Origin of the sequence: Planktotalea sp., assembly GCF_018607965.1 — a bacterium.
Lineage (GTDB): Bacteria > Pseudomonadota > Alphaproteobacteria > Rhodobacterales > Rhodobacteraceae > Planktotalea.
The window spans coordinates 1-21,772 of sequence record NZ_JABBAM010000110.1; the positions used below are offsets into that span (position 1 = coordinate 1).

A 21,772-nucleotide genomic window follows, 5' to 3' on the forward strand; every position below is an offset into this window, starting at 1 on the left:
GGGCCGAAAAAAGGGCTTTCTTATTCATGGCTTTGATCCCTAGCCCACTGAACCTTCGAGAGAAATCGCAACCAACTGCTGTGCTTCCATCGCAAACTCCATCGGCAGCGCTTGTAGCACTTCCTTACAGAAACCGTTCACGACCAAGGCCACTGCGTCTTCTTCGCCGATGCCACGCTGGCGGCAATAGAACAGCTGCTCATCATCTACTTTGGACGTTGTCGCCTCGTGCTCAACCCGTGCAGAATTATTCTTGACCTCGATATAGGGCACCGTGTGCGCACCACATTTGTCACCGATCAAAAGGCTATCGCACTGTGTAAAGTTACGCGCGTTCTTCGCCTTTGGATGCATAGACACCAGACCGCGATACGTGTTCTGCGCATGACCTGCTGAGATACCTTTTGAAACGATGCGCGACTTGGTGTCTTTGCCAAGGTGGATCATCTTTGTGCCAGTGTCAGCCTGCTGGTAGTTGTTCGCGATGGCGATAGAGTAGAACTCGCCTTGGCTCTCGTTGCCACGCAGAATGCAGCTTGGGTATTTCCAAGTCACAGCAGAGCCAGTTTCGACCTGTGTCCACATGATCTTGGCACGATCACCGCGGCAATCGGCACGCTTGGTCACAAAGTTATAGATGCCGCCTTTGCCGTTTTCATCACCGGGATACCAGTTTTGAACGGTTGAGTATTTCACTTCAGCATCTTCTTCGATGATGATTTCAACCACAGCCGCGTGCAACTGGGACTCATCACGCATTGGAGCAGTACAGCCTTCCAAGTAGCTGACATAGCTACCTTTATCGGCAATGATCAATGTGCGTTCAAACTGGCCTGTGTTTTCGGCATTGATGCGAAAATACGTGGATAGCTCCATCGGGCAACGCACGCCCGGTGGAATGTAGACAAAAGATCCATCGGAAAACACGGCAGAATTCAGTGTCGCGTAATAGTTGTCAGACACGGGAACCACGGTGCCAAGGTACTTCTTGACCAACTCAGGATGATCTTTGATCGCCTCTGAGATAGAGCAGAAGATCACGCCTGCTTTCTTCAGTTCATCTTGGAACGTCGTACCGATGGAAACGGAATCAAAGACTGCATCCACAGCGACTTTGCGTGGTGCGTTCACATCAATGTCTTCCGCGCCTTCAACACCCGCAAGGATCATCTGCTCTTTCAGCGGAATGCCCAGCCTCGCGTATGTCGCCAAAAGCTTTGGATCAACCTCTTCCAAGGATTTTGGTTTCACTTCCATGCTTTTTGGACGCGCATAGTAATACTGGTCCTGAAAATCGATCTCTGGATAATCGACCATTGCCCAATCCGGCTCTGTCTTGGTCAGCCAACGGCGATACGCCTCAAGGCGCCAATCAAGCATCCACTCTGGCTCCTTGTTCTTGGACGAGATCAAACGCACGATGTCTTCATTCAGACCCTTGGGCGCGTATTCCATTTCGATGTCAGTGGACCAACCGTACTTGTAAGCCCCGCCAACCTCGCGCACGGCATCGACTGTTTCCTGATCTACGCCTTCTTTGACGCCAGAATCCGTTCCATTATCCAGTGCTACCATGTCGGCCTCCATCTAAACTTATGCTCACGCATCACGCGCGCGATATTTTTCGTGTTGGGCCAACCATGCATCCGCAAAAGCCAGCACCTCTTGTTCTGTCGTTTCAGGTCCCAGAGAAACCCGAATGGCGCTTGCCGCCGCTATTTCATCAAAGCCCATCGCCATCAAGACACCACTGGCTTTTACCTTGCCGCTCGAACACGCAGACCCCGCAGAAATAGCGAAACCAGCCAAATCCATTTGCATAACTTGTGTCTCGCCCTTCCAGCCGAGCGTCAGGATGCAGGATGTGTTAGGCAGACGAGCATTCTCTTTCCCGACAAAAATAGTGTGTTTTGCGCGTTCTGCAAGTGTACTTTCTAGAATGTTTCTAAGTTTCTCGACGTGGTCCCATTTCCCAGCCTCAAGATCGCTTTGCGCTGCCTCTGCCGCTGCCCCAAATCCCGCGATTCCTATTATGTTCTCGGTGCCAGAACGACGGCCCATTTCCTGACCGCCCCCTTTGATTTGCGCCTTAACATCTAGGCCGCGTTTCAGAACAAGCGCACCGATCCCTTTGGGACCACCCAGCTTGTGCGCCGAGATCAATGCCATGTCTGCGCCGGACCAATTGAACGCGACGGGTAGTTTGCCAAACGCTTGGGTCATATCCGCGACGGCCAAACCCTCAGGCAGCTTTTGCAAAACACCCGTCTCAGAATTCGCGAGTTGAACTGCAGTTTTACTCGGATCAGCAACATCAACAACGCCAGTCCCATCAACGGCAAGATCCCCATTGGTCCAGCTCAGCACCGCATCATGTTCAACACGTGCACTCGCCAAATCGCGACCAGCACAGGCCAACGCCGCCGCCTCTGTCGCGCTCGACGTAAACACGATATCTGCGCCATCTGCGCCAAAGGCTGATGCAATCTGTCCACGTGCAGTTTCGATGATCGACTTGGCCTTGCGCCCCTCTGAATGCACCGAAGACGGATTGCCAATGGCATCCATCGCCGCAATCATCGCGTCGCGGGCCTCACCCCGTAAAGGCGCGGTCGCGTTATGATCAAGGTAGACGCGGGTCATCATTCATCCACAATATCAAACAAGGTAGGCACCGCAGGACAGGGTGCCAACGCATTGGTCACGACGTCTGACAAGCGTGTTTGGTGCAGGTATACATAGACATTCGCACTAAGCCCCTCCCATAAACGGTTCGTCATAGATTGCGCACGTGATCCCGAACTGCCACCAGAGGCACCTGCCCCTTTGTGCATCGCGTCCACGGTTTCATCGACGGCAGACAGTACATCCAGCACACGAATTTCTGACGTAGACTTGGCCAAACGATATCCACCACCGGGCCCGCGCACAGAAACAACCAACTCCGCACGACGCAGTTTTACAAATAACTGCTCAAGATACGGTAACGAGATATCCTGACGCTTGGAAATATCGCCCAAGGTCACCAGCGTATCGGGGTTTTGCAACGCAATATCGGTGAGCGCGACCATGGCGTAACGCCCTTTTGTCGATAACTTCATAACAGCGCCCCGAAATAATGTTCATTAGCGCCCTAAATCGGGGCAAACACACTGAAAAGATTGACCTTCGCGCGCACATTGCATAAAGGCATGTCGATGGCCGAGCCTCGCTCAGCTTAGAATGGTTCTAAAGTGACTTAGCTAATTCGTCAAGAATAGCCACAGCGCTTTGACGCAGGAGTTTACGCATATGCCCGAGGTTATTTTTCCAGGTCCCGAAGGTCGCTTGGAAGGCCGCTATCACCCCCAAAAGGAAAAGGATGCACCGATCGCAATCGTGCTGCATCCCCACCCTCAATTTGGTGGTACGATGAACAACAAGGTCGTCTATAACCTGCACTACGCTTTTTATAACATGGGCTTCACAGTGCTGCGGTTTAACTTCCGCGGTGTGGGTCGTTCGCAAGGCGAATATGATCAGGGCATTGGCGAGCTATCAGATGCAGCCTCCGCGCTCGATTATCTCCAATCCATGAACAACAATTCCAAACATTGCTGGGTTGCTGGTTTCTCGTTTGGCGCGTGGATCGGCATGCAGCTTTTGATGCGCCGTCCAGAAATCACAGGCTTTATTTCGGTCAGCCCACCCGCGAATATGTATGACTTTTCGTTCTTGGCCCCTTGCCCTGCGTCTGGCCTGATTATCAATGGCACCGCAGATCGCGTGGCACCGCCTGCTGACACTGTTGGCCTAGTCAACAAACTGCACGAACAAAAGGGCATCACGGTCACGCATCAAGAGCTTGAAGGCTCTGGCCACTTCTTCTCCGAAGAGCCGCAGATGGACAGCATGATTGGCAACGTTTCAACCTATGTGAAACGCCGCTTGACGGAGACGACACGCTAAAGGAACGATCTCATGAGTGCGTTCATTGGTAAACTGGCCGACGATCTGGCCAAAGACGCGATAGAAGCGGCGACGGCGCTCGGCGACGAGGAGCTTGTCATCGATATAGGCAACCTGCTCGCCAGTTCTTCAACCACAGCTGAAGAAGCCTATATGACAGCCGCGCGTGTGCGCATGGCTTTGACACGTGGGCGTAATATGCTGAATGATCGCATTGATCGTGCTGCCGCCAAACTAGAAAAGCCATGAACGCTCGCCTCGATGCGCAAATGGCTTTTCTGAACGAGGCTGATAAATTAAAATCAGTCCTACGTGCAACGACCCTGTGCGATGGATCACGCCCTGAAAATTCTGGCGAACACAGTTGGCACATTGCGCTCTATGCATTGATCCTTGGGGAACACGCGCCCGAGGGTGTCGACATAAATCGTGTGATCAAAATGCTCGTACTACATGACCTTGTCGAAATCGACGCAGGCGACGCGCCAATCTTTGGTGATCACGATATTGCAGCGATGGAAGCTGATGAGGCCAAAGCCGCGGACCGTATCTTTGGTTTGCTCCCAAGCGATCAAAACGAAACCTTGCGCGCGCTGTGGAACGAATTCGAAGCCGCACAAAGCCCTGACGCTGTTTTCGCAAAATCCCTAGACCGCTTCCAACCACCCAATCAAAACTTGATGTCCAATGGCGGCAGTTGGACAGACTACGGTGTCAGCTATGAGACCATCGAAGCCCGCGTCGGATCAAAAATCGCACGCGGTGCGCCGACATTGTGGGATTGGTTGTCCCCCAAGATCAAATCCTGGTTCGCACGCTAATCGCTTCCTCTCTCCAAAAATATCCGCGCCGCCGGCACACCGAATTTTCAAGAAAATTCGCTAAACCGCCCGCTTTTTGATCGCACCAGCATGTTCAGCCAAATCACGTGCAATTGAAAATGCGCCTTTGATTTTCTCAACATCCGTCTTCCACTCGCGCAGCACAACAATCTTGTTGTCACGCACCTTCGCTTGACCGTTTTGGCTCTGGATAAACGACACCAAACCTTTCGGCGACGCGTATTTGTCATTGTGGAACTGCACAGTTGCGCCTTTGGGACCGCCGTCCAATTTCGCAATCCCAGCCTTCTTGCACATTGCTTTAATGCGCACGACCAACATCAACGTGTTCACTTCTTTTGGCAGCTTGCCAAAACGGTCAATCAATTCAGCTGCAAAGCCTTCCAACTCAACCTTCGTGGTCAGTGATGACAGGCGACGATAAAGCCCCAAACGTACATCCAAGTCAGGCACGAACGTCTCTGGGATCAACACGGGCACGCCCAAATTGATTTGTGGTGCCCATTGATCGTCGTTCACTGACAGCCCGTCCATTTCGCCCGAACGGATCTTGGCAATCGCGTCCTGCAGCATGGATTGATACAATTCATATCCAACATCGCGCATTTGACCGGACTGTTCTTCACCCAGCAAATTACCCGCACCCCGAATGTCCAAGTCTTGCGAGGCCAGTGTAAACCCGGCCCCAAGTGTGTCGAGCGAACCAATCACGCGCAAACGTTTCTCCGCCGTCGCCGTCAGTTTCGCGCGTGGTTTTGTCGTCAAATACGCAAATGCACGGGTTTTCGAGCGGCCAACCCGTCCACGAATTTGATAGAGCTGCGACAGGCCAAACATATCAGCGCGGTGCACAATCATGGTGTTCGCAGTTGGGATATCTAGGCCACTTTCAACTATAGTTGTCGCAAGCAAGACATCGTATTTTCCATCGTAGAACGCGTTCATGCGATCATCAAGATCACCCGCCGCCATTTGCCCATGCGCCACCATGTAGGTCAGTTCGGGCAGTTGTTCTTTCAGGAAGGCTTCGATCTCTGGAAGGTCCGAAATACGAGGCACGACATAGAAAGACTGCCCTCCTCGATAATGTTCGCGCAACAAGGCCTCGCGCAGCGTGACGGCGTCGAACTCACTGACATATGTTCGAATGGCCAGACGGTCCACTGGCGGTGTCCCTATGATCGACAGATCGCGCACACCAGACAGGGATAGCTGTAATGTCCGTGGGATCGGCGTCGCTGTCAGCGTCAGCACGTGAATATCTGTGCGTAGCTGCTTTAGGCGTTCTTTGTGGCCCACGCCAAAGTGTTGTTCTTCGTCGATGATTAACAAACCAAGGTTCAAGAATTTCGTATTTTTCGCCAATAATGCATGGGTGCCGACAACGATCTCGACAGTACCCGCCGCCATTTGCTTGCGGGTTTCTTCGGCGTCTTTTGCCGTCACAAAGCGTGATAAGGGTCTGACTTCAATCGGAAATCCGCGAAAACGCTCAACAAAGCTCTTGTAGTGCTGACGTGCCAATAAGGTGGTCGGCGCAATGATCGCAACTTGAACACCTGACATCGCAGCAACAAACGCCGCGCGCATGGCAACCTCGGTTTTACCGAAACCAACATCACCGCAGACAAGGCGATCCATCGGTTGGCCCGATCCCATATCCCCTAGCACATCGCTGATCGCGCTGAGCTGATCGTCGGTTTCTTGATACGGGAAGCGCGCGGAAAATGCGTCCCACATGCCGGGCGGTGGATCCATGATTGGCGCGCGGCGCAACGCACGTTCTGCCGCAACGCGGATCAGCTTGTCCGCCATCTCGCGAATGCGCTCTTTCAGTTTCGCCTTTTTGGCCTGCCACGCGCCGCCACCAAGACGATCCAAGAACCCTTCATCGTGGCCATATTTGCTAAGCAATTCTATGTTCTCAACGGGCAAATAAAGGCGCGCACTTTCTGCGTAATCGAGCAGAATACATTCATGTGCAGCACCCGCAGCCGTAATCACCTCAAGCCCCTGAAACCGCCCGATGCCATGATCCACATGGACCACCAGATCACCGGGGTTCAGGCTTTGGGTTTCGGTTAGAAAATTCTCGGCTTTCTTGCGCTTTTTCGCGCCGCGGATCAAACGATCACCCAACACGTCTTGTTCCGAAATTACTGTCACATCTGGTGTTTCAAAGCCATGCTCCAGCCCCCAGACCACCAAATGCAGCCCACGTTTTCCGACGTCTTTGAAATCGCGTATGGGGATGATCTCAGCCAAACCTTCGTCTTCGATCAACCCCGTCAAACGTTCGCGCGAACCCTCGGAATAGGATGCGACGACGACTGGTCCCTTTTCCATTTTCGCTTTAATATGGGACGCTAAAGCACCGAAAAGGCTGATGTTTTCCTGTTGACGTTCTGGTGAAAAATTGCGTCCGATGCGGCCACTTGCATCCGTAACACCCAAGCCTGTTGCTTGTGGCAAGGCATTGAACTGAACGACACTGTGATCTGCCACGGCCGCGTCCCATGCAGCCTCATCAAGGTACAGCAGTTCTGCTGGTGCTGGTTTATAAACTGAATCCATCCGCTTCTTCGCGGCCATCGCGATCTTGCGGGTTTCATATTGATCGGCCACGCTTTCCCAGCGCGCGATGCGTGCGGGTGTAAGCGCGTCATCACATGTGATCGTCGCCTTCGGAAGGTAGTCGAATATCGTCTCTAAGTGCTCATGAAAGAACGGCATCCAATGTTCAACGCCTTGATGCTTGCGACCTGCAGACACAGCTTCATACAAGGGATCATCCGTGCCCGCAGCACCAAATTCGATGCGGTAGTTCTGGCGAAAACGCGTGATTGCCTCATCATCCAAAATCACCTCGGACACAGGCGCAAGTTCGATCACATCCAGCTTTTCAGTTGTGCGCTGCGTGGCTGGGTCAAAGCGGCGTGCGCCGTCCAAGACATCCCCGAATAGATCAAGGCGGATGGGTCCCTGTTCGCCGGGTGGAAATATGTCAATGATTCCGCCGCGCACAGCATAATCACCGGGCTCCATCACTGTTGGACTTTGCACAAACCCCATCCGCACCAGAAAGTTACGCAACGCTTTTTCATCTACACGTCCACCGACGACTGCCGAAAACGCCGCCTCGCGCAGAACAGATCGCGCAGGCAGACGCTGCGTTGCCGCGCCAAGCGTTGTTAGCAAAATGAACTGCTTTGGCATCTCGTGGACAATTGCCGCCAATGTCGCCATGCGCGCAGCAGAAATGTCGGCATTCGGGGATACGCGATCGTAGGGCAAACAATCCCAACCCGGAAACACGATAACAGGCATGTCAGGTGCAAAGAACCGCAGCGCATCCTGCATCGCAGCCATGCGCTTATCATCGCGCGCAATATGGCAAACCGGACGATCGCCAGCCTCAAATTCACGCAAAATCAACTGCGCATCATAGCCTTCGGGCGCACCCGAAACGGTGATATGGGACTTATTCATAGCGTACATATGGTCCTAGAAACGAGCGCGTCAAAAACCGAACTGGCCCAGTGCCAAATTGGTGTACATGCCCCACATAGCTGTGACAAAAATAGACACCATTCCAATGAGTTGCACAAAAATACGGTGCCTGAACAGGCGTTTGTAAAGTACCTCACCAGAGGCGGCTTCGTCTTGGATCAAGCGCGCTGTGTTCAAGCTAAGCAGCCCGACCAGTGTCATTGGCGCAAATAGCAAGAACAGCGCTTGTGCGAATTCGACCCAATAGACAAAGCCAAGTAACGCCAATCCTGTCAGCATGAAACACGTCAAGCCCGCTAACCATAGACCAGACATGCGTCCAATATAGAGTAATCGCCCCACATTGATGCGGACGAGGTCTTCCATATCGTTGACAGCATCCCCGCCAAAACGGCGCGCGCGCAGCACCATATCGTAGGGCACGCCAAGCACCCAGTGCGAAGCCGTTGACCACATCACAGCAAGCGCGATCCAGAACCAAAGGTTCGAGAAAGAACGCATATCAATCAACTCAAAAAGGGCGTTTGTTAGATCCAAAGCAACTCACAAGGGAAAAGAAGATGTATTTTGATCCCTATAGCTGGCCTGTTCAGCAATTCCCAGCCTTGTTCTACGCTGGATGTCATGCCAAGTCTTATGCGAGACATTCCTACCATGAGGACGCATATGCCCCCCACTGTTGCCGCCTTCCCCGCTGCCCGTTTTCGCCGCGCACGCCGGACCCCGGCTCTGCGCGCTTTGACGCAAGAAAATTTGCTCAGCCCTGCGGATCTCATTTGGCCGATATTTGTGCGCGATGGTAAAGATATTGAAGAACCCGTTGGATCGATGCCCGGTGTGATGCGCCGCTCCGTTGACAAGATTGCACAGGCTGCGAAACACGCTCAAAGCCTTGGAATTCCAGCAATTTGCCTGTTTCCTTATACGGATGACAGCCTCAAGACCGAAGACTGCGCTGAGGCATGGAACCCTGATAACCTCAGCAATCAAGCGACACGTGCGATCAAAGATGCGGCACCTGATATTGCGGTAATGACCGACGTCGCACTTGATCCTTATAACATCAATGGACACGATGGTTTCGTGGAAGACGGTGAAATCATTAATGATCGCACTGTTGAAGCCCTTGTTAAGATGACGCTCGCACAGGCCGAAGCTGGTGCGGATATTATCGGCCCCTCTGATATGATGGATGGTCGCATTGGGGCTATGCGCAGCGCACTCGAATCCGAGGGCCATCAGAATGTGATGATCCTAAGTTATGCTGCAAAATATGCATCTGCTTACTACGGCCCATTCCGCGATGCTGTTGGGGCCTCTGGCGCGCTAACCGGTGACAAGAAAACCTACCAGATGAACCCTGCCAATTCGGATGAAGCCATGCGTTTGATCCAGCGTGACCTTTCTGAGGGTGCAGATATGGTGATGGTGAAACCCGGAATGCCCTACCTAGATATTTGTCGCCGTGTGAAAACCGAATTCGGCGTACCGACTTATGCCTATCAGGTCAGCGGTGAATACGCGATGATCCAAGCGGCTGCACAGAACGGCTGGATCGACGGCGACCGTGTGATGATGGAAAGCCTGATGTGCTTCAAACGCGCGGGTTGTGACGGGATCTTGAGTTATTTCGCACCGCGCGTCGCTGAAATTCTGGCAAATGGGTAACATGATACGCTGAAATCCGCCTGCTAGCGCATCAAAGTTATGACTTTTGCGCTAGCTTGGGCTAGATTGTTGTTAACTCCCGCCGCAAGAGCAGGGGCAAGTAGGCAAAAAGCAGGTATCCTAATGACGAATTTCTCCCGCCGCGCGTTTGCGCTTTCCGGACTGGCTGGCAGTGCTGTTGTGCTCAGCGGATGTGATCGCATTAACGGCAACACAGCCCCCGACCGCCTGGATGCACGTGTCGATGCGACTCTGGCTGAAATGTTTGGACAGTACGGTAAAACCCGTTCGCTTGCAGCGCGATCGGCTGGCATGTTGGTCATTCCCCTTATCACTGAGGCTGGCCTTGGGTTTGGAGGCGGCTTTGGTCGCGGTGCGTTGCGTGTCGGTGGTGTTTCGGTCGAGTATTATAATACGACCAAAGCCAACTGGGGCTTTCAGATTGGCGCCAACCAATACGCACACGTTCTATTTTTCATAACCGAGGATGCGCTTGCGCTGTTTCGTGCAAGTGATGGATGGGAGTTGGGTGCAGAAGTTGAGGCCGCTATCTATGATGATGGTCAAACCTTCAGCACGACGACTACGTCCAACTCATCACCCGTTGTCAGCATAATCTTTGGTCAAGCCGGTTTGAAACTGGGCGCTACCATTGAAGGAACTAAATACTCCAAGATGCGCATTCCCGATACGCTCTAAGTCGTACAGCGCTACTGGATTTTTGCAGCACTTCCCATTGCACACCACATTATGTTTCTGTTACATTCAAGCTCACAAAATATAGCAGCTCGCTCGAATGGCGTGCGCGGTGATAAAGCAGGATAGCTCACGTGAACGATACCCCAGAAGCCCCTGAAAACGAAGACGAAAAGCCTGAACCGGTATCGGCATATACAGGCCCGTCCATCTCAATAACCAAGGAAATGAAGACCTCTTACCTTGATTATGCGATGTCCGTCATCGTCTCTCGGGCGATTCCCGACCTGCGCGATGGTCTGAAACCTGTCCACCGCCGCATCATGTATGCGATGTATGAGGCTGGAAATACGCACGATAAGAGCTACCGAAAATCGGCCCGCGCGGTTGGTGACGTTATGGGTAAATATCACCCTCATGGTGACAGCGCGATCTATGATGCTCTGGTGCGGATGGCGCAGGACTTCTCGATGTCGCTGCCCCTGCTTGATGGTCAGGGTAACTTTGGTTCCATGGACGGCGATAACGCCGCTGCGATGCGTTACACCGAAGTCCGCATGGACAAGCCCGCAGCCTACCTTTTGTCCGATATAGATAAGGATACGGTGGATTTTCAGGATAATTACGACGGAAAGGACAGAGAACCGACAGTCCTTCCAGCGCGCTATCCAAATATGTTGGTCAATGGCGCTGGTGGTATCGCGGTTGGTATGGCGACGAATATTCCGCCCCATAACCTTGGCGAGGTGGTCACAGCGACCCTTGCGTTGATCGACAACCCTGATCTGACGACAGAAGAATTGATCGAATATGTACCGGGTCCAGACTTCCCCACAGGCGGCATTATGCTGGGTCGAACAGGTGCGCGCAAAGCCTATCTTGAGGGTCGTGGTTCGGTTGTTATCCGCTCTAAAACGCGCGTCGAAGAAATTCGCAAAGACCGCTACGCAATCGTCATCGACGAGATTCCTTATCAAGTGAACAAGTCTTCGATGATCGAAAAAATCGCCGAGCAAGTGCGCGAGAAAAAGATCGAGGGCGTGGCCCACGTACAGGACGAAAGCGATCGGAATGGTGTGCGCGTCGTTGTCGAGCTGAAACGCGATGCAACGCCCGAAGTTGTTTTGAATCAGTTGTTCCGTTTCACACCAATGCAAACCTATTTCGGCTGTAACATGCTGGCGCTAAACGGTGGCCGTCCTGAGACGCTTACACTTTTGCGTTTCTTGAGCAGTTTCATAGACTTCCGCGAGGACGTTGTTGCAAGACGTACTGCGTACGAGTTGCGCAAAGCCCGTGAACGTAGCCACATTCTATGTGGTCTGGCTGTCGCGGTGACGAACGTCGATGAAGTGGTTGCAACCATTCGCGCATCTGCTGATGCGGCTGAAGCACGTCAAAAGCTGATGACCCGGCGTTGGCCTGCGGGCAGCATCGCGGAATACATCAACCTGATTGATGATCCGACCCACAAGATGAACGACGATGGCACGTATAACCTGTCTGAAACACAGGCACGCGCCATTCTTGAACTACGCCTTCAGCGTTTGACACAGCTTGGTGTGACGGAAGTCACGAACGAGTTGAAAGAACTGGCAGGAAAGATCCGCGAATACCTCGAAATTCTAGGGTCACGCGAACGCATCATGGATATCATCCGTGACGAGTTGCGCGAAGTTCGTGAAAAATTCGCCGTCCCCCGTCGTACAGAGATCGTCGACTGGTCCGGCGACATGGAAGACGAAGATCTGATCGAGCGTGAAGACATGGTCGTCACCATCACATCTGGCGGCTACATCAAGCGCACCCCTCTTGTTGATTTCCGCGCGCAGCGTCGCGGTGGAAAGGGTGTCGCTGGCATGCAGACCAAAGACGAGGATGTAATCACCACGCTCTTCGTTGCCAACACGCATACACAACTGTTGTTCTTCACGACCGATGGCATGAGCTATAAGCTGAAAACATGGCGTCTGCCGCTGGGTGGCCGTACCGCCAAGGGCAAGGCGATTGTGAACATTCTGCCCATTCCACCTGGCGTTTCCATTGCGGCAATTATGCCCGTAGATCGTGATGAGGACGAGTGGGATGATCTACAAGTCGTCTTCGCTACCTCCGCAGGCACAGTGCGCCGTAACAAACTGTCAGATTTCACCAACGTCATGCGCAACGGCAAGATCGCGATGAAGTTTGAGGGCGAGCACGAGCACACAACCCTGATCGATGCACGTATCGCATCCCACGACGATGATGTGATGCTGACCACCAATTCTGGCCGCGCAATCCGCTTCCGTGCCACGGATGTGCGCGTGTTCAACTCTCGTGCCTCTGTCGGTGTGCGTGGCATCAAGCTGCAAAGGGATGATTCAGTCGTGTCCATGTCCGTTATTCGCCACTTTGAAGCGACATCTGATGAACGCGCGGCCTATCTCAAGATGCGGCGCGCAATGGCGGGACTTGCAGATGATGCAGAACTGCCAGACGAGGAGGAAGGCGACGCGAACACCCAGCTTCCACAAGAGCGTTATGCAGAAATGTCCGCGATCGAAAACTTGATCCTAACGATCACGACTGGTGGCGCTGGCAAACTGTCCTCGTCCCACGACTACCCGCTTCGGGGTCGCGGTGGCATGGGTGTCACAGCCATGGACAAAGCGATGCGCGGCGGCGAAGTCGTTGCCAGCTTCCCAGTAGAACTGGACGATCAAATCATGCTTGCTACGTCCAAAGGTCAGTCAATCCGTGTGCCTGTTGAAGGTATCTCGTTCCGCTCGCGGTCTGCTGGTGGTGTGAAGGTGTTCAACACGGGCAAAGGTGAAAGCGTTGTGTCCGTCGCGCGCATCGCGGATCAAGGTGACGAAGATACGGTCGAGAGCGACGCCCCAGAGACTGACGCAAGTTAACCCGCGAAGGAAATACACATGAAACAGGTGCCTAAATCCACGACCGAAGACGCGCTTATTCAGGAGTTTCTGAAAAAGGGTGGCGCTGTCACCAAGGGTAAAACCAAGCCGATGAAGCCAGAGCTTGGGATTTCCAAGAACGTATGGAACCAAGTTCTGACCAAAGACGAAAAAGCAGCGCGTGACAAAAAGTAGAACAACACGCTTTAAGTAAGTCTGTGACCTACACTGCTTCAAATGCATCTTTAAAATGAAGACATAGCCGCTTGTGAAAAATCAAGTGGCTAAACTTTTTTCATACCTTGGCGTCTGATATTTGCACCTTTAAGGTGAATTTTTTAGAATTAAATTATTTGGAGTTGTGCTTTTGAGCTGATTTTGATATCCATAGATAGTAAACTTATCTCTAAATACACGCTGCAATCGATAGGCAATGTGGATGCGCTTTAGTGGAGCTGCTAGGTATGCCGAGTGTCGAAAAGACTGTTTCGACGCGCTAAATCGGCAGTAACTGCGGTCTTTTTGAAAAACTTAAGTATCTAAACACAACATACAAAATGGCTGTAGAATGCAAAATTGGAATGACTTAATTTATTGCCTAGCTTTGGCTGAATACCGAACAATGGGTAAGACGGCAAAGGCGCTGCGAACCAATGCGACAACAGTGTCTCGCCATATTCAAAACGTATCAGACAAATATAACCAGCCAATATTCCTAAAAGATGGCCAAGAGTGGCACCCAACTGCTTTCGGTGCTCAACTTGTCGAAATCGCGCAAGGCGTAAAAGCTGACATTGATAGTATTCAAACTGACGCTGCCATCAGCGAGGAAGGCACGCTGCGTGTCTATTGTGAAATTCGTCTAATGCAGGGGTTTTTAGCGCCCTATTGGTCAGGGCTTTTACTAGAAAAACAAGATGTTAACCTGCATTTAACGCTCATTCCATTTTCGCTAGCATACGGGGAGGTCGATCTGGCCTTTACATCCAATGAGCCGACTGAAGTTCGATTGGTACGGAAAAAGATCACAAGAACCGAATACGCCGTCTTTGCACGGACAGAGTTTATGCCGAATTTGCAAGGCTGAATCGAGTTTGTCGATCAAACTGGAAACAGTCTGGATCAGAGTTTTTTACAAAACCATTTCGACCGTCCCGCAAGACTCGCATTGCAAGGCCTGAACACTGCTTTGAACACCATCCAAGAACTGCCCTACATGGTGATGTTGCCGCGCTCCCTTGCCTCTCAACATGCAGAACTCAGCGAAGTTCCAAATTCACCCACAATTTATGATGATGTTTGGGTTTCCATTCACGAATCTCGTCGGAACGATCCGCTTATTAGAAGTATTTTCAATTGGTAAGATGACATCTCTAAACCCTAACATTTTTGCCGCATCGCATATGCAACCTTTTCTGTTTCATCTTCAGAAAATCTATTAAATCTTAAGATCATGATTAAAGGAGTCAAAAGTATGAGCTTAAATACAGAATATGTAACTTTCGCGATGCGCTTTGTGGCAGTCCTACACTTGGCTGCGTTAAGTGCACTTTTGCTTTGTCACTCTGCCGATTATGGCTTCAGCCCGATGCAGATGATTGTCGCGCTCTTTCTGGCCTTATGTTCGTCCTGGCTGATTTACTTATCACTTTTTTTGAAGTCTTCAGATAAGAAAAGCCGTCGAAATAGTGCATTATTTTCTCCTAAGCATCGTGAATTTTGATACCCAAAGGCCTCAACTTTATAGATTAGAGGAGCTATTTAAGATCAAAAAATAGCTCCTACTCGACCCCAGATATGACAGCTTCAAAAACGCCTTTTTGGAACGCTTGAAAAGGTCTGTAGTGAACTGCCACAAACCTCATTCAAAACTAAATGGGCTGTTGACGGTTGATGCTCACTACTCTTCTCGAATGAGCATCATACCGTTATACTTTGCCCACGAAGCATTCCTGTGTGTGACGTCTTCTTAAGGTTGAAATCAACACAAACGATCTCTTAAACCACCTACCCAGTGAATTTCGTTTCCAGATAGTTCAACAACGGCGCCTCGCTTGGCTCAACACCAGAACATGCATGCGCAATCGTTGCGCGGGGGTCACGCAAGCCACCGTGGCGCTGGAGCGCTTCGTTCAGCCATTCGGTCGCAGGTGTTGGATCGCCCAGTGCGAGGGAGGCATCCAGATCAGGCAAGTCCGTACGCATCGCTTGGTTCAAGCATCCTGCATAGACGTTGCCGAGGCTATAGGTCGCAAAGTAGCCGAACAGGCCAACAGACCAGTGTACGTCTTGCAACATGCCGTTTGACGGCTTGTCGACCGCAAAGCCAAAGTCAGCCTCGAACCGATCGTTCCAAGCAGCTTCCAGATCATCCACTGCCAGATCACCAGAGATAATTGCCTGTTCCAGATCAAAGCGCAGCAGCACGTGTAGGTTATATTGCACCTCATCTGCCTCTGTGCGGATATACCCTTGGCGCAGTTTGTTCACGGTGCGGTAGAACGTGTCTTCATCGGCCACGCCAAAATCACCAAACGTGTCGCGCATCTGACCATAGAGCCAACCGCAGAACGGCTGTGACCGACCAAGCTGGTTTTCATAGATCCGGCTTTGGCTTTCATGCACGCCCATAGATATGCCGCCACCAACAGGTGTCAGGAGATAGCCGTCGCTGATGCCCTGCTCGTAACACGCATGACCGACCTCGTGGATCGTTGAGTAGAGGCAATTGAACGGGTCACGCAGGCTGGTGCGTGTGGTGATGCGTACGTCTTGGCCAGAGCCGGACGAAAACGGATGCACGGCCTTATCAACGCGTCCGCGGCTCATGTCATAGCCAAACGTCTTAGCCAGCTTGCGCGTCAGCTTCATCTGTTTGCCTTCGTCAAAATCGAAGTCCAAATCAGCAGGCTGATCAGTTGCCATCACTTGATCACGCAGCGCAGTCAGACGCGGATGCAACGCCGCAAACATAGCACTTAGGCTGGCCGCACTTGCACCGGGTTCATAATCTTGCAGCATCGCATCATATGTGTTGCCACCCGCCGCTAGCGCTTGGCCCTCTTCGCGCTTCAATTCAACCACTTCTTTCAAAGTTGGCAAAAAGGCAGCGACGTCTTCATCTTCACGCGCCTGTGCCCAAATGCCTTGGCTGGTGGATGTGACCTTGGCCAAGCGCTGCGCCAGATCAGCGGGCACTTTTTGAGCGCGCTCAAATGATTGTGTGATCAAACGCAATTGCGCTTTGCCGGCCTCGTCAGGGGCTTGTGCGTTGCCCAACCATTCACCAAGGCGTGGATCCGTGCGGCGCGCGTGCAAAACGCCCTCAAAGGCTGCCATTTCTTCGGCGCGTTGCGAGGCGGCCCCGCGTGGCATCATCGTTTCTTGATCCCACCCCAAACGGCCCATAACACTGCTTAGCGCTTCGGTCTCTTTCTGATGTGACATCAGATCATCAAATGCACTCATTTGGCTGCTCCTCGCAGTTGGTCAGGTGTTGGATAGCCCGCATAAAAGCGTGCGCGTAGGATCAAGACCCAAAGCGCGACGGCTCCAAGCTGGTGAACGATAGCAATGTGCCAAGGCGCAGAGTAAAGCACCGCGAAGATGCCAAGCAGCATCTGTAGTGTCATCATCGCAAGGACCACAGTGAACGCACCGCGCGTGCCAGAGTTGGGCGAACGACGGGCTGCGCGCCACATCACGATACCAAAGATCAACAGACCGTAACCCGCCATACGGTGCATGAACTGTACCAGTCCCGCGTTCTCAAAGAAGTTGCGCCAGATAGGGACGAGATCAAAGGGATACGGGGGAATAAAGCCACCCGACATCAGCGGCCAGTCATTGTAGGTGCGTCCCGCGTCGATGCCCGCAACCAGCGCACCGAGCAAGATTTGAACAAATGCGAAGGCCAAAAGCGCGGTGCTCAGGTTGAACAAACGCGTCTCGCGATGGCGACGGCATTGCATCAATTGGCGCTCTTCGCATTTCAGCTCAAATATGAACCACGCGATGAAACCAAGGATCACAAAAGCCAACCCAAGATGCGTGGCAAGACGGTACGACGCAACATCCAACATCGTACCCGTTAGACCAGAGGACACCATCCACCAACCAACCGCGCCCTGCAAGCCACCAAGTGCGCCCATGCCAAGCAAGCGACCTGTCCAGCCCGTCGGAATGTTACCGATTAACAGAAAGCCAAAGAAGCCAAGTGCCCAGACCAAACCGATCACACGACCAAGCTGACGGTGACCCCATTCCCACCAGTAGATGAACTGGAATTCAGACAGCGACATGCCTTGATTTTGGAGTTTGTATTCCGGGATCGCGCGATATTTGTCGAATTCAGACATCCACGCGGCCTCGGACATGGGCAGCAAGGCCCCCGTCAACGGCTTCCATTCGGTGATCGAAAGACCGCTATCCGTAAGCCGCGTCAAACCGCCAACCGCGATCATCACGAGGACCAGGGCGAAAAGGATCATCAACCAAATGCGAATGCCGCGCCGTGCGCCACGTTTTACTGAATCGATTCCGCCCGTCACAGGGGCAACTTTCTCAGCTGTGTCGACGTCTTCAAAAATACTGCGTTTCTTGCTCATGATCTGCCTCTTTAGACCCATCGTTATGCATAGGGTAGGTCCACCACCCTGCCCCTTCAAGCATCTATTCTGATTTGTTCTTCCAACGCACCATTTGCCGCAACATACCATGCAACATTTGTACATCCGCGCGCGTCATTGGCATACGTGACCACATGTTGCGCAGGTTGATCTTCATACTGTTGGCCTTGGCGAGCGGAAAGAAGAACCCCGCTTCGTCCAGACGCTCTTCATAGTGCTTGGCCAACGCTTCTGCTTCGCCCTGCGTGGCCCAAACCGTGTGGGCCATTTCTACGCGCTCATGTGTGATGTCGCGCACTTGGCGCTGCCACTCATACCCCGTCAACAACACGCATTGCGCAAGATTGAGCGAGTTGAATTCTGGGTTCACAGGCACATTGATCAACGCGTTTGCGCGCACGATGTCTTCGTTTTCTAATCCAGCGCGTTCGGCGCCAAATAAAACAGCGACCTTTTCACCGCTTGCGATCTTTTCAGCCGCAAGCTTCATGGCCGCTTCTGGCGAAAACGCTGGTTTGGTCAGATCGCGATGACGCGCCGTCGTTGCAAACACATATGTGCAATCTGCAACGGCCGCGTCCGTGGTTGGAAAATTCTGTGCTTCATCCAAAAGGCGCCCTGCACCACTGGCCATCGCGTCTGCCTTCGGGTTCGGCCAGCCATCGCGTGGATTAACAAGGCGCATGCGATCAAGGCCGAAATTCCACATAGCCCGCGCAGCGGCTCCGATGTTTTCCCCCATTTGTGGGCGTACCAAGACAAAGCTGGGCTGGGAGGTGTCTGACGGCATGGGAGTGCTCCTTGGAACGGTTTGGCTGCTGATAAGCTGCGCCTGCGCGAGTTTCAAGGTTTGGAGCGAGAGGGCCAGCCCTCTCGCGCTCTCCCGGGATATTTACGGCCTTATGTATCAAACGCACCAACCTCGGATCGGGGGTTGTGAGTGATTAAGGCTTTAGTTTCATGTGTTGTGATTTTCGCCTTGGATATATGTAACGGCGTTGGAAACCTTGGCAGGCCCCTTAATCCATGTTTTGAAACCCACCGCAGTTTGGCATCTATTATCAAAACCGTCACCATACATCGCAATGCCAACGATCTCTATGAAACTTTTTTCTTTCAATACTTCAGGCCAGAGCGACCCCTTAACATCAAGTTTGTGCTGAAAGAGGACGTCAGATTGAGTTATCAAATCTCCATGAAAGTCGGAGACGTTTTCCTCAAAAACCATCGTACCATTGAGGGTCAACCTGACTATACCGCTATAGGAAAGAGATTTAGCTGGCAAAAATCCGCGATTCACGAATGTGAGGCAGGTATGTATCTCATTTTGAAAAACTTCAGCAACTGGTGTGGCGTCTCCACCCGTCATGTGAGCGATGTAGGCTCTATTTTGAGCCTGCCCGATAGTACGCGCTATTTTGTTGGCCTCACGAGCGGCGGAAAGGTTCCAAATCAACAATCCGACACCAAACACAGCGAAGGTAGAGGATACCAAAGTAATCCAAGCAATCCAATCCGTGGCATGAGCCATGCGCTCTTGGGCACGAAGATCGTAATATTCATTTTGCTGGGGATTGCCTTCAGTATCGCTTGGTTTGATTGGGGTACTAAACGTGGGCCGAATGGGCTTTGGTACTTCCCATTCGTTTTCGCTCATATATCCTTGTGGGCTGCTGGTATCCTTTTGATACTTGCAGGGTTGGTTTGGGCAGTAATTTAACCCAATAACCCAATAACCCACACCAAGCTGAATATGGAGAATAAGCCGCCAACGGTTACCCCAATCGCAAATCCGTTACGCCAACTGAATTTAGACATCTCAAAAAATACGCCGCTGAAAATTTACCACGGCTCAATTTGTTGCGCACATTCGGCTCTTTGTCACCAATCAATTCAGCAAGTTGGGCGTAGGATACCCCATTAAGCTTAAGTTGCGCCTTCAAAATGTTGGCGGCTTTGACTTCCCATTCGTTCTGTTCAGGCATTTGTCACTCCTATATAATAAATGCATCATATTTGTGATATTTGGCATTTTAAATCATGCTATATGTACTATATATGTGATATAAGAACAAGATATAGTTACAATGGCACAGCACTTTCTTCTTTCATCAGCATCACGCACACTTAGCCTTCGCAGCGTCTATAAAGCTGGCGAACAGGCGGCGCATGATACGTTCTGCAAGATGCGCTGGCCTGAGACAGACGGCGAAGCGGTTTGCCCACGTTGCTCCATCACGAGACGTACAAGATCACCACGCGCCGCAAATTCAAGTGCAAGGCATGTGCGCACCAGTTTAGCGTTACTCCCGGCACTATCTTTGCATCGCGCAAGATGGACTTCGTGGACCTGTTGGCCGCGATTTGCATTATCGTGAACGCATCTAAGGGCCTAAGCATGGTTCAACTGAGCCGCGATCTGGGTTGCCAATACAAGACGGCATTCGTCTGCGCGCACAAACTGCGCGAAGCAATGGCGCAAGAAATCCACACGGGCGAAGTCCTTGAGGGTCATATTGAATTCGACGGCGCATACTTTGGCGGTCACATTCGCCCAGAGAACGCCAAGAAAGACCGCAAGGACCGTCGCTTGGCTATCCACCAAACTGGCAAGCGCCGCGTTGTAATCGCCATGCGTGAGCGTGAGGGCCGAACGTTGCCATTCGTTGGCATGTCTGAGGGCGAAGGCGTAGCGCTGGCAAACGAAAACGTATCTCGCCTGTCCACAATGTCAGCGGATGAAGCGTCCCACTGGGATGAATTGCACATGGGCTGGCATGTTGATCGCGTTAACCACTCTGAGATTTACAGCGACCACGGCAAGCACACGAACATGGTTGAAAGCTTCTTTAGCCGCCTGCGCAATATGGTAGCGGGCCAGCACCACGGCGTGTCGCCTAAGTATCTGGGCCAGTATGCGAACCACGCTGCATGGTTGGAAGACAACCGTCGCACTGACAACGGCACGCTGGCGCATATTGTGGTGTCTAACGCGATGGGCGCGCCTGTGTCGCGTAACTGGAAAGGGTATTGGCAGCGGGCGGCTTAACGACCACTATCCGCAAATAGATAACGCACGGCAATGGCACCCAATCCAACAATCTGAAGAAAAGTTTGTACTACGATTGCTGTAATGAACCATTCGTACTCTGAGTAGTCTAACAAGCCTGCGCCTACCGCAACAGTAATTACAGCATTAAAAGCGATAAGAGCGGTTATCCACTTTATGATCCAACCAGACCACTTGTCTCGCAAGTCAAAGTAACGCTTACGCCCAATAACTTCTACTGCGGTAACCGCCCCCGAAACCAATTCACTTGCTTTATCGCTGTCTTCGCCCTGCTCAGAATCTGCTATGATTTCTTGAAGTGCTTTGTCACGCTGCAATACTTCGGGCAGTTCGGTTTTCGCGGTCATGAATTAGATGTAATCCATCTGATTGGTTACAACGTCACGAGATACAGCAAACATTGACGCCAATTCATCAATGCTAGCCACATCTTTGTATTTTTTAAGTGATGATCGATCTAGGGTCAGGACCCATTAACTGATTGAGCCTGTGGGGCTGATATGATTCACG

The 21,772-nt window shown here is 52.0% G+C and carries 20 protein-coding genes and 1 pseudogene; 10 read left to right on the forward strand and 11 right to left on the reverse strand.

The window, feature by feature from the left end; genetic code table 11:
- Positions 1-39: 39 nt before the first annotated feature.
- Genes sufB through QZ279_RS10345 form a run of 3 tightly spaced genes read right to left on the reverse strand, consistent with a single transcriptional unit; the run spans position 40 to position 3,101 of the window.
- On the reverse strand, positions 40-1,575 hold the full coding sequence (sufB, locus tag QZ279_RS10335) for a Fe-S cluster assembly protein SufB (protein ID WP_293450539.1): 1,536 nt from the start codon (positions 1,573-1,575) through the stop codon (positions 40-42).
- 24 nt (positions 1,576-1,599) lie between these two features.
- The gene (locus QZ279_RS10340; protein WP_293450577.1) at positions 1,600-2,643 is read right to left on the reverse strand and encodes an aminotransferase class V-fold PLP-dependent enzyme; all 1,044 of its coding nucleotides are present in this window, start codon (positions 2,641-2,643) and stop codon (positions 1,600-1,602) included.
- On the reverse strand, positions 2,643-3,101 hold the full coding sequence (locus QZ279_RS10345) for an Rrf2 family transcriptional regulator (protein WP_293450541.1): 459 nt from the start codon (positions 3,099-3,101) through the stop codon (positions 2,643-2,645). Before QZ279_RS10345 ends, QZ279_RS10340 begins: the two co-directional genes overlap by 1 nt.
- A gap of 190 nt (positions 3,102-3,291) precedes the next feature.
- Between QZ279_RS10345 and QZ279_RS10350 the strand changes: the two genes are divergently transcribed.
- The 3 genes from QZ279_RS10350 to QZ279_RS10360 are packed head-to-tail and all read left to right on the forward strand — an operon-like array spanning position 3,292 to position 4,769.
- Complete coding sequence (locus tag QZ279_RS10350; protein WP_293450543.1) at positions 3,292-3,948, forward strand: alpha/beta hydrolase; 657 nt, start codon at positions 3,292-3,294, stop codon at positions 3,946-3,948.
- A gap of 12 nt (positions 3,949-3,960) precedes the next feature.
- Positions 3,961-4,197 carry a hypothetical protein gene (locus tag QZ279_RS10355; protein WP_293450545.1) on the forward strand — a complete coding sequence of 79 codons (237 nt, stop codon included), beginning with the start codon at positions 3,961-3,963 and terminating at the stop codon, positions 4,195-4,197.
- Positions 4,194-4,769: an HD family hydrolase gene (locus QZ279_RS10360; RefSeq protein WP_293450547.1), complete on the forward strand. Its 576-nt coding sequence runs from the start codon at positions 4,194-4,196 to the stop codon at positions 4,767-4,769. Before QZ279_RS10355 ends, QZ279_RS10360 begins: the two co-directional genes overlap by 4 nt.
- A gap of 60 nt (positions 4,770-4,829) precedes the next feature.
- On the opposite strand, the gene mfd is transcribed toward QZ279_RS10360, so the two are convergent.
- Together mfd and QZ279_RS10370 are read right to left on the reverse strand one after the other, a co-directional pair.
- Positions 4,830-8,279: a transcription-repair coupling factor gene (mfd, locus tag QZ279_RS10365; protein WP_293450549.1), complete on the reverse strand. Its 3,450-nt coding sequence runs from the start codon at positions 8,277-8,279 to the stop codon at positions 4,830-4,832.
- 30 nt (positions 8,280-8,309) lie between these two features.
- On the reverse strand, positions 8,310-8,801 hold the full coding sequence (locus QZ279_RS10370; RefSeq protein ID WP_293450551.1) for a component of SufBCD complex: 492 nt from the start codon (positions 8,799-8,801) through the stop codon (positions 8,310-8,312).
- 165 nt (positions 8,802-8,966) lie between these two features.
- Here QZ279_RS10370 and hemB point away from each other — a divergent pair, with 165 nt between their 5' ends.
- The 6 genes from hemB (at position 8,967) to QZ279_RS10400 (ending at position 15,287) form a co-directional block, all read left to right on the forward strand.
- Positions 8,967-9,968 carry a porphobilinogen synthase gene (hemB, locus tag QZ279_RS10375; protein WP_293450553.1) on the forward strand — a complete coding sequence of 334 codons (1,002 nt, stop codon included), beginning with the start codon at positions 8,967-8,969 and terminating at the stop codon, positions 9,966-9,968.
- Positions 9,969-10,091: 123 nt separating this feature from the next.
- A complete protein-coding gene (locus QZ279_RS10380) occupies positions 10,092-10,667 on the forward strand; it encodes a YSC84-related protein (RefSeq protein WP_293450555.1) in 576 nt (191 codons plus the stop codon).
- 131 nt (positions 10,668-10,798) lie between these two features.
- Entirely contained in the window at positions 10,799-13,564 is a 2,766-nt protein-coding gene (gene gyrA / locus QZ279_RS10385) for a DNA gyrase subunit A (protein WP_293450557.1), read from the forward strand.
- Between the two features lie 18 nt (positions 13,565-13,582).
- Complete coding sequence (locus tag QZ279_RS10390) at positions 13,583-13,759, forward strand: hypothetical protein (protein ID WP_293450559.1); 177 nt, start codon at positions 13,583-13,585, stop codon at positions 13,757-13,759.
- A gap of 373 nt (positions 13,760-14,132) precedes the next feature.
- Entirely contained in the window at positions 14,133-14,651 is a 519-nt protein-coding gene (locus QZ279_RS10395; RefSeq protein WP_293450561.1) for a LysR family transcriptional regulator, read from the forward strand.
- Between the two features lie 387 nt (positions 14,652-15,038).
- The gene (locus QZ279_RS10400; protein WP_293450563.1) at positions 15,039-15,287 is read left to right on the forward strand and encodes a hypothetical protein; all 249 of its coding nucleotides are present in this window, start codon (positions 15,039-15,041) and stop codon (positions 15,285-15,287) included.
- A gap of 284 nt (positions 15,288-15,571) precedes the next feature.
- Here QZ279_RS10400 and QZ279_RS10405 read toward each other — a convergent pair whose 3' ends face one another.
- From QZ279_RS10405 to QZ279_RS10425, 5 genes are all read right to left on the reverse strand, one after another.
- On the reverse strand, positions 15,572-17,032 hold the full coding sequence (locus tag QZ279_RS10405) for a carboxypeptidase M32 (protein ID WP_293450565.1): 1,461 nt from the start codon (positions 17,030-17,032) through the stop codon (positions 15,572-15,574).
- Complete coding sequence (gene ctaA, locus QZ279_RS10410) at positions 17,029-18,171, reverse strand: heme A synthase (RefSeq protein WP_293450567.1); 1,143 nt, start codon at positions 18,169-18,171, stop codon at positions 17,029-17,031. The genes QZ279_RS10405 and ctaA overlap by 4 nt, the downstream gene beginning before the upstream one ends.
- Before the next feature lie 64 nt (positions 18,172-18,235).
- The gene (locus QZ279_RS10415) at positions 18,236-18,982 is read right to left on the reverse strand and encodes an RNA methyltransferase (RefSeq protein ID WP_293450569.1); all 747 of its coding nucleotides are present in this window, start codon (positions 18,980-18,982) and stop codon (positions 18,236-18,238) included.
- Between the two features lie 168 nt (positions 18,983-19,150).
- Positions 19,151-19,849: a hypothetical protein gene (locus tag QZ279_RS10420; protein ID WP_293450571.1), complete on the reverse strand. Its 699-nt coding sequence runs from the start codon at positions 19,847-19,849 to the stop codon at positions 19,151-19,153.
- A 118-nt stretch (positions 19,850-19,967) separates the two neighbouring features.
- Entirely contained in the window at positions 19,968-20,177 is a 210-nt protein-coding gene (locus QZ279_RS10425) for a DUF6471 domain-containing protein (RefSeq protein WP_293450573.1), read from the reverse strand.
- 102 nt (positions 20,178-20,279) lie between these two features.
- Between QZ279_RS10425 and QZ279_RS10430 the strand changes: the two are divergent.
- Positions 20,280-21,241, forward strand: a pseudogene (locus QZ279_RS10430) (IS1595 family transposase).
- On the opposite strand, the gene QZ279_RS10435 reads toward QZ279_RS10430, so the two are convergent.
- Entirely contained in the window at positions 21,238-21,609 is a 372-nt protein-coding gene (locus QZ279_RS10435; protein ID WP_293450575.1) for a hypothetical protein, read from the reverse strand. The pseudogene QZ279_RS10430 and the gene QZ279_RS10435 sit on opposite strands and share 4 nt — an antisense overlap.
- Positions 21,610-21,772 lie beyond the last annotated feature (163 nt).

What these genes read in the sequence shown, in the direction of transcription:
- sufB (WP_293450539.1), bottom strand. Translation starts at nt 1,575, where the DNA reads ATGGTAGCACTGGATAATGGAACGGATTCTGGCGTCAAAGAAGGCGTA.
- QZ279_RS10340 (WP_293450577.1), bottom strand. Translation starts at nt 2,643, where the DNA reads ATGACCCGCGTCTACCTTGATCATAACGCGACCGCGCCTTTACGGGGT.
- QZ279_RS10345 (WP_293450541.1), bottom strand. Translation starts at nt 3,101, where the DNA reads ATGAAGTTATCGACAAAAGGGCGTTACGCCATGGTCGCGCTCACCGAT.
- QZ279_RS10350 (WP_293450543.1), top strand. Translation starts at nt 3,292, where the DNA reads ATGCCCGAGGTTATTTTTCCAGGTCCCGAAGGTCGCTTGGAAGGCCGC.
- QZ279_RS10355 (WP_293450545.1), top strand. Translation starts at nt 3,961, where the DNA reads ATGAGTGCGTTCATTGGTAAACTGGCCGACGATCTGGCCAAAGACGCG.
- QZ279_RS10360 (WP_293450547.1), top strand. Translation starts at nt 4,194, where the DNA reads ATGAACGCTCGCCTCGATGCGCAAATGGCTTTTCTGAACGAGGCTGAT.
- mfd (WP_293450549.1), bottom strand. Translation starts at nt 8,279, where the DNA reads ATGAATAAGTCCCATATCACCGTTTCGGGTGCGCCCGAAGGCTATGAT.
- QZ279_RS10370 (WP_293450551.1), bottom strand. Translation starts at nt 8,801, where the DNA reads ATGCGTTCTTTCTCGAACCTTTGGTTCTGGATCGCGCTTGCTGTGATG.
- hemB (WP_293450553.1), top strand. Translation starts at nt 8,967, where the DNA reads ATGCCCCCCACTGTTGCCGCCTTCCCCGCTGCCCGTTTTCGCCGCGCA.
- QZ279_RS10380 (WP_293450555.1), top strand. Translation starts at nt 10,092, where the DNA reads ATGACGAATTTCTCCCGCCGCGCGTTTGCGCTTTCCGGACTGGCTGGC.
- QZ279_RS10390 (WP_293450559.1), top strand. Translation starts at nt 13,583, where the DNA reads ATGAAACAGGTGCCTAAATCCACGACCGAAGACGCGCTTATTCAGGAG.
- QZ279_RS10395 (WP_293450561.1), top strand. Translation starts at nt 14,133, where the DNA reads ATGCAAAATTGGAATGACTTAATTTATTGCCTAGCTTTGGCTGAATAC.
- QZ279_RS10400 (WP_293450563.1), top strand. Translation starts at nt 15,039, where the DNA reads ATGAGCTTAAATACAGAATATGTAACTTTCGCGATGCGCTTTGTGGCA.
- QZ279_RS10405 (WP_293450565.1), bottom strand. Translation starts at nt 17,032, where the DNA reads ATGAGTGCATTTGATGATCTGATGTCACATCAGAAAGAGACCGAAGCG.
- ctaA (WP_293450567.1), bottom strand. Translation starts at nt 18,171, where the DNA reads ATGAGCAAGAAACGCAGTATTTTTGAAGACGTCGACACAGCTGAGAAA.
- QZ279_RS10415 (WP_293450569.1), bottom strand. Translation starts at nt 18,982, where the DNA reads ATGCCGTCAGACACCTCCCAGCCCAGCTTTGTCTTGGTACGCCCACAA.
- QZ279_RS10420 (WP_293450571.1), bottom strand. Translation starts at nt 19,849, where the DNA reads ATGAGCGAAAACGAATGGGAAGTACCAAAGCCCATTCGGCCCACGTTT.
- QZ279_RS10425 (WP_293450573.1), bottom strand. Translation starts at nt 20,177, where the DNA reads ATGCCTGAACAGAACGAATGGGAAGTCAAAGCCGCCAACATTTTGAAG.
- QZ279_RS10435 (WP_293450575.1), bottom strand. Translation starts at nt 21,609, where the DNA reads ATGACCGCGAAAACCGAACTGCCCGAAGTATTGCAGCGTGACAAAGCA.